Raw genomic sequence first — 13,163 nt, 5'->3', positions numbered from 1 at the left:
GGCGGGCACGGGGGCTGGGTGCTGGCTCATGCCTTGGCCAACGGCCCGGACGTCCGAGGGCATTCCCGTACCCGCGTGGGTACGCTGGGAGAGCGGGAGCAGAGGAACCGATCATGGACATCGACATTCGTGGCTACGAGACCGGTCCCGTCGCTGCTGAGGCGGCCTTCACCTCGGACTTCGCCCTCCCCGACGGCATCCCCATGCAGCGCCTGGTCGACATGGTGGAGACCGAACGGCGCACCATGGACGTCCGCCCCGGCATGCGGCACAAGTACATCCCGCTGCGCTTTGACCCGGCCACAGGCGCACGTCAGGTCGGCGGCCGGTATCTCTTCGACACGTGGGACGACCCGGTCGATTACGGCCTCGGGGAACAGCGGTACAGCGGTTAACGCCAAGCCGGTGATCATGGCCTCTACCACGGGCGGCAGGCCCGGCGGCGAGGTTCGGCGGAAGATCCCTGAGCGCGTGCGGGCGCCGATAGCTTCGCGTCCATGCCAGTGGAGTTCCTGACCGATGAGCAGGCAGCGTCGTACGGCAAGTTCAACGAGGAGCCGACCCGGTCGGAGCTGGAGCGGTTCTTCTTCCTGGACGACGAGGACCGCAAGCTGATCGCGAAGCGGCGCGGGGACCACAGCCGGCTCGGGTTCGCTCTCCAGATGTGCACCGTGCGCTACATCGGCCGGTTCCTCCCGGACGACCCGCTGGACGTGCCGTGGGTCGTTGTCGAGCACCTGGCCGCGCAGCTGGGCATCGAGGACGTCTCGTGCGTGAAGCGGTACACCGAGCGCAAGCCGACGCCGTACGAGCACGCGTGGGAGATCCGGGACGCCTACGAGTACCGCGAGTACGAGGATGCGGAGTGGTCGCGCCGGTTCCGGACGTTCCTGCACGGGCGCGCGTGGACGCACGCCGAGGGGCCGGTGGCGTTGTTCAATCAGGCGGTGGGCCGGCTGCGCCGTCACCGGGTGCTGCTGCCCGGGGTGAGCGTGCTGGCTCGGCAGGTGTCGGAGGCGCGGAAGGTCGCGGAGAAGCGGCTGCACGCCACGGTCGCGGGCGCGGCCCGCCGGGCTGATCCGGCGCTGCCCGGGCATCTGGTGGCGACGTTGAAGACGCCGGAGGGGGCGCGGTTCTCGGAGCTGGAGCGGCTGCGTCGGCCGCCGACGCGGACGACGGGGACGGCGTTCGCCCGCGCGCTGGAGCGGGTGGACGAGATCGGCGCGTACCGGCTCGGGCGGCTGAGGCTGTCGCAGATCCCGCCGAACCGAATGGCTGCCTTGGCCCGGTACGCGCTGGGGTCGAAGGCGCCGCTGCTGGAACGCGCGGCGGAACCCAAGCGCACGGCGATGCTCACCGCGGTGATGCGGCACCTGGAGGCGAAGGCCATCGACGAGGCCCTGGACCTGTTCCAGGTCCTGATGGCCACCCGGCTGCTGAACGCCGCGAAACGCAGGACGGAGAAGGAGCGGCTGTCGACGCTGCCTCAGCTGGAGAAGGCGTCACGGGTGCTCGCGCGGGCGGCGAAGGTGCTGTTCGAGGAGTTGGAGCTTGTCGAGGAGCAGGACACGGACCTGGACGTGGCCACGCTGTGGGCAGCGGTGGAAGAGGTAGCCCCGCGCGCCGCGGTGATGAGCGCGGCGGCCACCGTGGTGACCCTGGTGCCCGAGGACGAGAACACGGCCGACGTCGCGATGCGGGCAGCGCTGGCGACCCGGTACGCCACGGTCCGCCCGTTCCTCGCGCTGCTGGGCGAGTCGAAGGCGCTCGACGCGGCGAGCGCCGGGAAGCGGGTCCTGACCGGGGTGCGGGGGTTGCCGGCGCTGGCGCGGCGGAAGACGGGGGTCAAGCCCCTGCTGCCGCGCGAGGTGGACGACAAGCTCGTGCCGCCAGCCTGGCGCAAGGCGGTGTACGCCAACCCCGATCTGCCGCAGGGCGCGGTGGACCGGGACGCGTACGTGGTGTGCGTGCTGGAGCAGCTGCACCGGGCCCTGAACAACCGCGACGTCTTCGCCTCGCCCTCGCACCGCTGGTCCAACCCGCGCGCCCGCCTCCTGGAGGGCCCGGACTGGGACGCGGTCGAGGAGGACGTGCTGGCCGGGCTGAGCCTGGACATGCCCGTCACTGAGCACCTGGCGGAGCTGGTGCGCGGCCTGGACGCCGGATGGAAGCAGCTCGCCGAACGCCTTCAGGAAGCGGGGCCGACGGCCAAGGTGTCCATCGAGGTGCAGGACGACGGACGAGTGAAGCTGAACGTCGACAAGCTCGGCGCGCTCCGCGAGCCCAAGTCCCTGACCTGGCTGCGCAAGCGGGTCGACAAGATGCTCCCGAAGATCGATCTGCCGGACTTGCTCTTCGAGGTGAACGCCTGGACCGGCTTCCTCGACGCCTTCGTGCACCTCGGCGATGGCACCACCCGGACGAGGGACCTGCCCACCTCCATGGTCGCGCTGCTCGTTTCGGAAGCGTGCAACATCGGCCTGACCCCGGTGGTCAGTCCCGGCTACGAGGCCCTGACCCGGGCCCGGCTCGTGCACGTCGACCAGTACTACCTGCGCGCCGACACCATCGCGGCCGCGAACGCGCGGCTCATCGCCGCCCAGGCCGACATCCCGATCGTGCAGTTCTGGGGCGAGGGGCAGCTCGCCTCGGCGGACGGGCTGCGCTTCCAGGTGCCGGTGCGCACCATCAGCGCCGCCCCGTCACCGAAGTACTTCGGGTTCAAACGCGGCATCACCTGACTCAACGCCGTCAACGACCAGGTCGCGGGCATCGGGCAGATGGTCGTCCCCGGCACCCCGCGCGACTCCCTGCACATCCTGGATGCTCTGCTGAACCTGGATGGCGGGGTCAAGCCGGAGATGGTGGCGACCGACAACGCCTCGTACTCCGACATGGTTTTCGGCCTGTTCAAGATCCTCGGCTACAACTTCAGCCCCCGCTTCCGCGACCTGGACGACCAGCGGTTCTGGCGGGCCACCATGCCCGGTGTCGAGACCGGCACGTACGGCCCGGTGGAGGACCTGGCCCGCAACGGGTCAACCTGAACAAGGTGATCACGCACTGGCCGGACATGCTGAAGGTCGCCGGTTCCCTGGTCACCAACCAGGTCCGCGCCTACGACTGTTGCGCATGTTCGGCCGCGACGGCCGCCCGACCCCGCTGGGGGCGGCGTTCGCCGAGTACGGGCGGATCGCGAAGACTGAGCACCTGCTGCGCGTGGTCGACCCGGTGGACGACACATACCGCCGCCAGATGAACCGGCAGCTCACCGTGCAGGAGTCCCGCCACAAGCTCGCCCGCGACGTGTGCCACGGCAAGGGCGGCACCATCCACCAGGCGTACCGGGACGGTATGGAGGACCTGTTGACCGAACTACCGAGGGGTGAGGTGGAGCGTCCCCGGAGTTCGACGCACGGTGACGAGATCGGCCGGTCGGCCCAGCGCACTCCCCGCGAAGCCTTCCCGTACGACCGTCCTCATGTGCTGTCATCACGAGTCGTTGGAGACCACAGCGGCTCGTGGAGGATCAGGTGCAGGAACGTACGGAGCTACGGGATGTCACAGCACTTGCGGTGCCGAGGGTCGGCCGGGTCGAGGAGACCGGCGACCCGGCCCTGCCGTTCCGGCTGCTCGACGGGGACGGCGTCGAGGTGTCGGCGGTCAGCGAGTTCCTGCTCGACATGCTCGCTGACGACGACAGTCCAGCTTCGCTCCGTTCGTACGCGTACGAACTGCTGGCCTGGTTCCGGTTCTTGTGGGCCGTCGACGTGCCGTGGGACCGGGCAAGTCGTGCGGAGGCCCGGGACTTCGCGCTGTGGCTGAGGCTGGTCAAGAAGCCACCGCGGCCTCGACGGCCGGATGCTCCGGCGCCTGGGTCGGTCAACCCGGTGACCGGCAAGCGGTACGCGGGTGAGAACTACGCGTCCCGCACCCGGCGGCACGCGCGGGCGGTGGTCCGCAGCTTCTACGAGTACCACCGCGACATGCACGGACGGCCGCTGCTCAACCCGTTCCCGAAGACCAAGCGTGCCGAGGACGAGCACCTCAACGCCCACCACAACCCGATGCACGCCTATCGGCACCCCACTCGCCGGGCTCCCTACCAGCCGAAGGAACCCCGGCGAACCCCCGCGCGGTATCCCTGACCAGGCATTCAACGAGCTGTTCGCGGCTCTTCCCTCGCACCGCGACCGCGCGCTGGTCGCCTTCTACATCTCGGCCGGCCCGCGCGCCTCGGAGCTCCTCGGCGTCAGCCGGGACCGGGTCAGCCCCGGTGACCAGACCATCGGCGTCATCCGCAAGGGCTCCCGGGCTCTGCAGTGGATTCCCGCCTCCAGCGACGCGTTCGTTTGGTTGCGTCTCTACCAGCAGCAGATCCGCCCGCAACCTCTCGACGGGCCGGACGAGCCTCTGTGGTGGACTCTGCGGCGTCCGATCAGGCCGTTGAGCTACGACGCGGCCCGCATGGTGTTCACCCGGGCCAACGAGACCTTGGGGGCGAACTGGACCCTGCATGACCTGCGGCACAGCGCGGCGAAGAGGATGGTGCGCGACCCCAAGCTCTCGCTCACCGACGTCCAATGGGTCCTCGGGCATCTCCACATCAGCACCACGGAGCAGTACCTCGAACCCGCCGAGGGCGAGGTCGTCGCGAACGTACTGGCTCACCACGCCCGGCAGGCTGCGGAGCCGGTCAAGCCGGTGATGCCCGCCCCGGGCTACCGTTCCGAGGTCCTCCAGACACTGCTCGGCCCGGCCGCCCTCGGCGGAGGCCCGGCATGACCACCGAGACAGTGACCGCCCGCCCTTCCGCACCTGTTCGCCACGCTCCCTTGCCTCCTGGCCAGGAGAGGAAGTACCGACGTCCTGGTGGCAGACGGAGGAATCGCGCGAGAAGGTGCTGGAGCGCACGCTCGCGCTGCCGTTCACCTCGGACACGGACACCAACCAGCGCACGCGCCGCCGCGGTCTGATCAAGCTGCTCGACTGGCTGGAGGACCAGCCCGGCCGCACCTGGCAGGAACGCTGGACGGCCAGCGGAGCCGAGGAGGCCGGGCGGGAGTGGCCGCGGCTGCCGATGCAGTGGCTCGCCGAGCACCAGCGGGCGCGCAAGTACGACCGTGCCGATCTGTGCTGCGGCATGATCCCGCTGCTGGGCGGACAAGTCGTACGCCCCGCCTACCGGTGGCTGCTCCGGCAGCGCCCTTCTCAACTGCTGGCGCACATCCGTAGCGTCACCGATCCCCACGGTTTCGCGGCGCTCAAGGACCGGTACACGGCCACCGGCCACACGGGGGCCAACGACTGCAACAACGCCCTCAACCGCGTCACCTGGATCGTGACCCGCAAGAGCGGCACCGTTCACGACGTCACCATCGGCGACTGCGTCGAGCTGCAGCACGCCATCGGCGAGCACCAGACCAACGGCTACCACGGCAAGCACCTCTTCTACCAACTCCTCGCAGGGCTCGGTGCCTTCGGCCCCGACGCCCCCGCCCGGCTGAAGACGGTGATGCTGCCGGGACAGTTGACACCGGCGGCCCTGGTCGACCGGCAGGGCATTACCTGCACCGCGATACGCGACCTCCTGGTCGACTACCTCACCGAGCGCGCGGTGGACGTCGACTACACCACGCTCGAGGACATGGCCCGCTCGCTCGCCGGACTGTTCTGGCGTGACCTGGAGAAACACCACCCCGGGATCGACTCGTTGCGGCTGCACGCCGATACCGTCACGGCCTGGCGGGAACGCGTCCGCATGGTCCGCGACCGTCACGGCATCCCCATCCGGCCGCGGGTCAACGCGCACACCGTCTTCAGCTGGGTCCGGGCGTTCTACCAGGATCTCGCCCGCTGGGCCGCCGAAGAACCGGCACGGTGGGGCCCGTGGGTCGCTCCCTGCCCGGTCCGCGACAGCGACACCGACCACAGCAAGAACCGCGCCCGCCGCAAAGCGGCCATGGACCAGCGCACCCGCACCCTCCTGCCCGCACTCCCCGCCCTGGTCAAAGCCGTCGAGCGCCAGCTCAAGGACGCCCAGACGCGTCTCGCCACCGGACGCGAGACCACGGCCGGAGCCTCCTTCACCACCCCGGCGGGCGAGACCCTCCTCCGCCGGGCCGGGGTGTCGTCCCGCGTCTACGCCGACGACCCAGCCACCGGCCGGCGCCGGGACCTGACCGTCGAGGAAGAACGCGCGTTCTGGGCCTGGGCCATCGTCGAGGTCCTCCGCCACACCGGCATGCGCATCGAGGAAGCACTGGAGCTCACCCACCACAGCTTCGTCGCCTACCAGCTGCCCACCACCGGCGAGATCGTGCCCATGTTGCAAGTCGCCCCGTCCAAGCTCGACCAGGAGCGGCTGCTGCTGGTCTCGCCAGAACTCGGAGAGGTGCTGACAGCGATCATCCACCGCGTCCGGCGCGGGCAGCAGGCCATGCCCCTGGTCGCCGCCTACGACAGTCTGGAAAGGCTCTGGAGTGCACCGATGCCGTTCCTCTTCCAGCGCCGCTGCGGCCCGGAGGACCGAGCGATCCCGCGCAACTACATCTACACCTGCCTCAACGACGCCCTCTCCGCGAGCGGACTGACCGGGCCCGCCAACGAGCAACTGCGGTACACGCCGCACGACTTCCGCAGAATCTTCGTGACCGACGCCGCTCCGGTCTGCCCCCGCACATCGCCGCCCGCATCTGCGGCCACCGGATGGTCGACACGACACTCGGATATGCCGCGATCTACCCCGAGGACGTCATCAACCACCACCGGTCCTTCATCGCCCGCCGCCGGTCGCTGCGGCCCAGCGAGGAGTACCGCGAGCCCACCGCGCAGGAGTGGCAGGACTTCCTGGCCCACTTCGAGCTGCGCAAGGTGGCGCTGGGCGTCTGCGCACGCGACTTCGGAACTCCCTGCGTCCATGAGCACGCTTGCATCAGATGCCCCGTCCTACGACCAGATCCCGGGCAGAGGCCCCGCCTGGAGGAGATCCACGCGAACCTGCTCGACCGGCTCCAGGAGGCCAAGGAACAAGGCTGGCTCGGCGAGGTCGCCGCGATCGAGGCCAGCCTCGCCGCCGCCGAGCAGAAGCTCGCCGCCATGCGCGACCTCGCAGCCCGGCACACCACAGTCCAGCTCGGCATGCCCGACTTCCGCACCAGCGCCGGCCGACTCACCGGCAGCTCTGACAGCGGCTGACAGCCGTCCGACCACGGGCCCTTCGCCCCTGGCTGCCCTGGTCTCAGGCGCGAGGCGGCAGGACCTCGATGATTTCGGCGATGCCAGCGGCCAGTTGGGCCTCGTGCATGGTGATCACGTCACCAGGCTTCAGATGCTGCCATTGCTCGGGCTGCAGGGGAGCCAGGCGAACGTCGGCTGTCTCTCCAGGGCCAAGCTGCGGCTCGAACTCCACCCAGAGCCGCGCGATGTTCAGATCTTGCTGTCCGTCTGCGGTGCGGTGACCGATGTCCCACAGCGGTCTGAGCTGGCCGTCCCCTGAGAAGGCACTCTGGCGTCCGCCCTCGTCGGCTCCCAGAAGGGTCAAGGTGGCACGGATCGTGCCGTGTTTGGCTTCCCAGCCCCGCCACTCGCACCAACGGCGGCTGCGGTCGAGCATCATCTGCCGGGCAGCCTCGGAGAGCATCTCCCAGAAGGTGATGGATACCGGATGGACATCCGCGATCTCGATGAGCACATCGAGCGCCATCTCCCACTCCTGGAGCTCGATCTCCTTGCGAACATCTCCAACCGTCTGGCCGTTCTCTGCCATGGCGTCCTCCGGCAGTACGTCAACGGCCTGCCGAAGGAGTGTGAACGCGTCATCCATATGCGGGATTGTCGCCTGGTCCCGGGCGCCTTGTCACAGGTGACCGTGCAGAACGCAGCGGCGCCCGACACGCCCGGACACTCCAGGGCTCCACGATTTCAGACAATTACTTTCAGTGACTCGACCCGCGCAGACCCCTGCCGGGCCGTCGGATGGGCTAGTTCGGATAAGACCAGCTCGGCGCGCTCGGCCTGGTCCTCAACGCCATCGTGCTGTGGACGACGAAGTACATCGACGCCGCCGTCGCCCAGCTCCGCGCCGAGGGCCACGAGATCCGCGACGAGGACATCGCACGCCTGTCCCCGCTCAAGCACAGGAACCTGAACCTGCTCGGCCGCTACAGCTTCACCGCCTCCACCCCAGCCGTCGGCGCCCTGCGCCCGCTGCGCGACCCGGACGCGCCGGAACTGGACGAGGACGACGAGGCCGAGGAGTAGGCGGGCTGGCCGACTTCTACGCGGCGCCCTCGATCTCGGCCCGCAGCCGGGCGGCGAGCGCACAGGCCTCCTCCGCCTGGACGGCGGCTTCCGGGAGTCCCTCCTCGATGGCGATCCGGCCATCAGGCGGGGGTGAGCAGCCGGGTCGCGGTCGTCGGCTGGGCCTACTGCGGCGACGCGGCTGCGGGTGGCGGGGTCACTTGGTTTCCAGGCGCCCCAACGGGTGGCTGCCTGCTAGGGCCTCTCGGGCGCTCCTCCAGTCGGTGGAGTCGATTCCGGTGATGTGGCGCAGGTAGGCGAGGGTGGCCTGCTGGACGAGGGCGACACGGGCGGGGTTCTCGTCAGTGGTCTCGGCTGCCTGGTAGCCGGAGATGCCGCCGAGGAAGTGTTCGCCGCCATGGACCGTCAGGAGGCTCTTGTTGCCGTGGCTGAGGGTGTAGGGGTCGGTCGTCCAGACCGGGCCTCGGGTGGTGAGAGGGAGGTCGTCCTTGTCGCCGGCGACGACGAGGCCTGGGGCGGTGATGTGGGAGAAGTCCTGGTCGCGCAGCCAGGGGAGGTTGTCGTGGGCGAAGGGGGTCAGTTCGTCGCCGCCCTTGCCGGCGGTGGCCAGTTGGATGCTGGCCATGACCCGGGCATCGGACAGGTCCTCGGCGGTGCCGGTGTCCGGGTCCGTGACGCGCAGGCCGACCAGGATGCCGGCCGTCTGGCCGCCGAAGGAGTGGCCGGCGGCGACGATGCGGCCGTGGTCGACGCGGCCCTTCAGGCCCGGCACGCCTGCCTCCAGGGTGGGCAGTGCGTCGAGGATGCGCCGCATGTCCTGGACGCGGTGGCGCCACATCTGGGGCCGGCGGGGGTCGTCGGCGGGCAGGGCGAGCCGCTTAGAGTCCAGGTGGGTGGTCTGGACGACGGTGAAGCCGCCGGCGGCCCAGTGCTCGACCAGCGGGGCGTAGCCGTCCAGATCGGAGCCGAATCCGTGCGCGAAGAGCACGACCGGCAGGTTCGTGCCCGTGGTGGGGGCGGTGACGCGGACGTGCAGGTCCTCGCCGCGATGCGGCGCGCTCAGCACGAGCGGCTTGACGGACACCGTCGTGGCAGGGGCGGGGCCGGTGAGACCGGTGGTGGGATGCGTGGTCATGCGTGTGTCAGCCTTTCAGGCGGTAACGGGACGGGGGAGGCGCAGGATGCGCTCGGCGTTGAGGTGGCCGAGCTTGTCCCGGCCCTGCTGGTCGAGCGGGGCGTGGTCGACGAAGGCGCGGGCGCCTCCCGGGCCGCCAAAGGCGCCGCGCGAGTCGACGCCACCCATACCTCGGTGCTGCCGGCTGTTGCCTGCCGTCGTGGGTGCGCCGTAGGGGGAGTCGGCTCCGAACATGACCCGGTCGGGGCCCAGGACGTCCACGGCCGCGCTGAGCATGCGGTGGCTGTAGAGGCCGCCGGCGGTGACGGCGAGGTTGCCGGTGATGTAGTCCAGGACGCGGCGCTGCAGGTGGGGGGCAGCGCTGCTGAGCAGGTCTGCGCGGTCGGCGAAGGGGACGAGCATCTCGCCCCAGTGGCCGAGGATGATCTGCAGATCCGGGTGCCGGTCCAGGGTCCCCGCCAGGATCAGGCGCAGCGTCGCCAGGCCGGCCTCGGAGTGCCATCCCCAGCCTCCGGTGGACAGCAGCAGGCCCGTCATCTCGTCGAAGCCGCTGTAGGCGGCTTCGACGAGCGTTCGGGGCGGCATGGCCGGGTGGATGTACAGGGGTATACCGAGGTGGGCGGCGGCTTCGAAGACGGGCCGGAAGCTGGCGTGGTCCAGGAAGGTCTCGCCGGTGCGCGGGAAGAGCATCGCCCCGACGTGGCCGAGGCCGGTGACCGCCCGTTCGAGTTCCGCGGCGGCGGCCTGCGGATCGGACATGGGCAGTGTGGCGAAGGCCGCGAAGCGGTCGGGGTGGCGGCGCACCGCGTCGGCCAGTACGTCGTTGGCCTCCCGGGCGATCGGGACGGCGACCTGCGCCGACAGTGGCTGGGTGCCGGGCGTGGTGATGGACAGGACCTCCATGTCCACGCCGCTGGCGTCCATGCGGCTCAGACGTTCCTCGCCGACGTCGAGCAGGCGCAGGTTCACCTCTCCCCGGCTGCTCATCTTGTTGACGGTCGCATCCCCGCCCCACCGCAGGAGGGCGCGGCGCAGTTCCGGGGTCCACGCGTGCTCCTCGACGCCGATCACCCGCCTCGCCGTCGCAGTGTCCTCATTCATAGCCATATCCGTCCATTCAGCGTTTACCTCGACCCGAAAAGTGATTTACCGGGATCATTCGTCCGGTAACGGGCTCATGGGCTATCGTAGAACTTGACGTTGACGTGAAGGGCAAGTACGTGTGACGCAGGTCACCCGGAGGGAGTGGGATGCGGATCGGTGAGCTTGCCGAGCGCGCCGGGGTCACCACCCGGGCCCTGCGGTACTACGAGGAGCAGAACCTGCTCACCGCCGAGCGCAGCCCCAGCGGTCAGCGCCACTACGCGGAGACGGCTGTCGACCGGATCCGCCTCATCCGGCAGCTCTACGCCGCCGGGCTGAGCAGCAAGGCCATCGCCGAGCTGACATCCTGTGTCATCGACGGCAAGGCCACCCCGAAACTCCTGCAGCGCCTGGCCGCGGAACGAGACCACCTTGACCGGCGCATCGCGGACCTCACCCAGGCCCGGGACAGGCTTGGCGCCGTCATCGACGGCGCCTCGTCCAACATGAACACAGGCATGCCCTGTCCACGGGATACGGATACGTAGACCTGCGCCCGATGTGTCGTCAAACGATCGAATGACGACAGGCGCGACGGGCGTCCAATGAACCCGTGCAATCCGGGGATTCACGGCGGCCCGAATCCAATCAGATCCGGTGGTGATTGCTGACAGGGTTTAACGACAAATAGGGTTCATTCCTCCGTACGGAAGGGGCCCCGAGTGGCGAACCTGGTGTACAAGCGGGTCTCGACCGACCAGCAGTCGACCGCCCGGCAGAACCTCGTCCTGGACGAGGCCGGGATCGAGGACCCGGTCGTCTTCGAGGAGGACCCTGGCACCTCCAGCCGTCTCCACCCGCTCCAGCGCCCGAAGTTCGGCGAACTGCTCACCTACGCGCGGCCGGGCGACACCGTGCACATCTCCGAGATGTTCCGCCTCGTGCGCGGCAACCAGCACATCCTCGACGTCCTCGAAGTCCTCCACCAGGGTCGTCTCGCCCTGCGCATCCACGACGGCGCGTTCTCCGCCATGGACCTCACCGCCCGCCACCCGCGCACCGGTGAGCTGCTGTCCACCGTGAAGTTCATGGTGCAGACTCTCGCCGCCGCTGGCGAACTCCAACGCGACCTCCAGCGGGAACTGACCTACGACGGACTGCGCGCCGCCGAAGCCAAGGGCAACAGGGGCGGACGCCGCCCCGCCGTCACGGTCGACAAGGCTGAGACGGTCCGCGCCGCGTACCTGGAGGGCCGCTCGATCGCCGCCCTCGCCCGCGACCACGGCGTCAGCCGCGGCGCGATCCGCACAGCCGTCGCCGACCTCCTGCCCGACCACACCGCTGCCGCCGAAGGCGTTCCGACGCCGGAGCTGCCGGTCACCCTCGACATGCCGGGCAAGGTCGCCGACTTCCTCCGCTCCGCCGAGCTGGATCCCGTCGAGCGGGCCGCGCTCAACCAGGGGGTGACCGTACGGCGCGGCCAGGGCTACACCCTGCGCGTCACCGCCGTCACCGCCGTGCACCGCCAGTTCCTCGCCCGCTGCCAACCGCTCGACGGCGGCCACGGCCTCCCCGCGATCCCCGCCCAGCGCAAGGCACGCCGCGAGTACGAGAGCCGCGTCGACACGCTCACACCGGGGCCATGATCGTTCTCGGCGCCAACCGCTGTAACCGATGCTCCCCTAGGGCAGAGCCATGATCACCGGCTTAGCGTTAACCGCTGTACCGCTGTTCCAACCGCCGCCAATTGCATCGGATGCGAACCCGCGACAGTCGGTGAATCTCCCGGAGAAGCAAGGGCAATCGCGCTGCGTACCTGCGGACCTGAGCGTGGTCTCGGGAAGTGACGATACCCGCGTCTCGGACATCATCGCGGTCCACGTAGAGGGCTGGCCTGGGACTCTGCTGATGAGTCGCATAGGATGCGGTTTTCTCGCATCTGATGCGAGTCGCGGAGGGTGGTGGATCGGTGGGGTTCAACGGGTCGATACCGGGGGCGGCCGGGCTGCATCTGGTCGACGGGGTCGCCTTGCTGCGGCCCGAGGAACAGGTCTTCACAGCGATGCTGACCGGGTTCGCCAACCAGCAGCTCGCCCGGAATCTGGCCCGAACGACTGTCGAGGGCCGGGAAAACACGGTCAAGGCGTTCGCTGCCTACGTGAACACCTACCCCTGGCTCTGGACACCGGCGATGGTCGACGAATGGCTCGGTGACCTGCGCTCCCTGCGGGACCTGAAGCGCTCCACGATCCGCTCGTACTCGGAGGCCGTACGGGCGTTCTGCCACTTCATCACCGATCCGCTCTACGAGTGGACAGCCACTTGCGAGGAGCGGTTCGGGACCCACCCGGTTCAGGTGGTGCACGAGTGGAACACCGCGGTACACGTCCAGGACAACGAGGCGGACGCCACGAAACGCGCGTTCACCAAGGCCGAGCTGCACGCCTTCTTCGCCCACTGCGACGACGAGGTCGCCCGCATCAGGGCCTTCGGCCGCAAGGGCTGGCTGCCCGCCTTCCGCGACGCGACGCTGTTCAAGACCGCCTACGCCTTCGGGACGCGCCGCAACGAGACACGGATGCTCGACGCCGCCGACTTCGGCCGCAACCCGCACGGCGGCGAGTTCGGCGAGTACGGCCGCTGCCAGGTCCGGTTCGGCAAGGCCAAGAAGGGCTCGCCGCCC

General features: G+C 69.5%; 8 protein-coding genes and 3 pseudogenes. 9 read left to right on the top strand and 2 right to left on the bottom strand.

All coding sequences use genetic code 11. From position 1 onward, the window contains the following. The first annotated feature begins 113 nt into the window (after positions 1 to 113). From WH07_RS22345 to WH07_RS22320, 6 genes and pseudogenes are all read left to right on the top strand, one after another. Complete coding sequence (locus WH07_RS22345; protein WP_046502900.1) at positions 114 to 395, top strand: hypothetical protein; 282 nt, start codon at positions 114 to 116, stop codon at positions 393 to 395. Between the two features lie 102 nt (positions 396 to 497). Further along, positions 498 to 3,378: pseudogene (locus tag WH07_RS22340) on the top strand (Tn3 family transposase); the annotation flags it as partial. A 155-nt stretch (positions 3,379 to 3,533) separates the two neighbouring features. Next, complete coding sequence (locus WH07_RS41305) at positions 3,534 to 4,148, top strand: hypothetical protein (protein ID WP_232789014.1); 615 nt, start codon at positions 3,534 to 3,536, stop codon at positions 4,146 to 4,148. Then, a complete protein-coding gene (locus WH07_RS22335) occupies positions 4,030 to 4,785 on the top strand; it encodes a tyrosine-type recombinase/integrase (protein WP_232789013.1) in 756 nt (251 codons plus the stop codon). Before WH07_RS41305 ends, WH07_RS22335 begins: the two co-directional genes overlap by 119 nt. Positions 4,786 to 4,900: 115 nt before the next feature. Then, positions 4,901 to 7,498, top strand: a complete 2,598-nt coding sequence (locus WH07_RS40440; RefSeq protein ID WP_052744524.1) for a tyrosine-type recombinase/integrase — start codon at positions 4,901 to 4,903, stop codon at positions 7,496 to 7,498. 497 nt (positions 7,499 to 7,995) lie between these two features. Next, positions 7,996 to 8,262: pseudogene (locus WH07_RS22320) on the top strand (Tn3 family transposase); the annotation flags it as partial. 196 nt (positions 8,263 to 8,458) lie between these two features. Here the strand turns inward: WH07_RS22320 and WH07_RS22315 are convergent. Continuing rightward, positions 8,459 to 9,397, bottom strand: coding sequence for an alpha/beta hydrolase family protein (locus WH07_RS22315; protein ID WP_046502893.1), 939 nt, complete (start codon positions 9,395 to 9,397; stop codon positions 8,459 to 8,461). Positions 9,398 to 9,412: 15 nt separating this feature from the next. After that, positions 9,413 to 10,498 carry an amidohydrolase family protein gene (locus tag WH07_RS22310; RefSeq protein WP_046502891.1) on the bottom strand — a complete coding sequence of 362 codons (1,086 nt, stop codon included), beginning with the start codon at positions 10,496 to 10,498 and terminating at the stop codon, positions 9,413 to 9,415. 149 nt (positions 10,499 to 10,647) lie between these two features. On the opposite strand from WH07_RS22310, the gene WH07_RS22305 reads away from it, so the two are divergent. The 3 genes and pseudogenes from WH07_RS22305 to WH07_RS22295 form a co-directional block, all read left to right on the top strand. Continuing rightward, positions 10,648 to 11,028: a MerR family transcriptional regulator gene (locus tag WH07_RS22305; protein ID WP_046502888.1), complete on the top strand. Its 381-nt coding sequence runs from the start codon at positions 10,648 to 10,650 to the stop codon at positions 11,026 to 11,028. Positions 11,029 to 11,202: 174 nt separating this feature from the next. Next, on the top strand, positions 11,203 to 12,126 hold the full coding sequence (locus tag WH07_RS22300) for a recombinase family protein (protein WP_046502886.1): 924 nt from the start codon (positions 11,203 to 11,205) through the stop codon (positions 12,124 to 12,126). 296 nt (positions 12,127 to 12,422) lie between these two features. Next, positions 12,423 to 13,163: pseudogene (locus WH07_RS22295) on the top strand (site-specific integrase); the annotation flags it as partial.

This window comes from Streptomyces odonnellii (genome assembly GCF_000981895.1).
Taxonomy (GTDB): domain Bacteria; phylum Actinomycetota; class Actinomycetes; order Streptomycetales; family Streptomycetaceae; genus Streptomyces; species Streptomyces odonnellii.
This window is presented reverse-complemented; position numbering and strand designations above follow the sequence as displayed.

What these genes read in the sequence shown, in the direction of transcription:
- WH07_RS22310 (WP_046502891.1), bottom strand. Translation starts at nt 10,498, where the DNA reads ATGAATGAGGACACTGCGACGGCGAGGCGGGTGATCGGCGTCGAGGAG.
- WH07_RS22315 (WP_046502893.1), bottom strand. Translation starts at nt 9,397, where the DNA reads ATGACCACGCATCCCACCACCGGTCTCACCGGCCCCGCCCCTGCCACG.
- WH07_RS22345 (WP_046502900.1), top strand. Translation starts at nt 114, where the DNA reads ATGGACATCGACATTCGTGGCTACGAGACCGGTCCCGTCGCTGCTGAG.
- WH07_RS22305 (WP_046502888.1), top strand. Translation starts at nt 10,648, where the DNA reads ATGCGGATCGGTGAGCTTGCCGAGCGCGCCGGGGTCACCACCCGGGCC.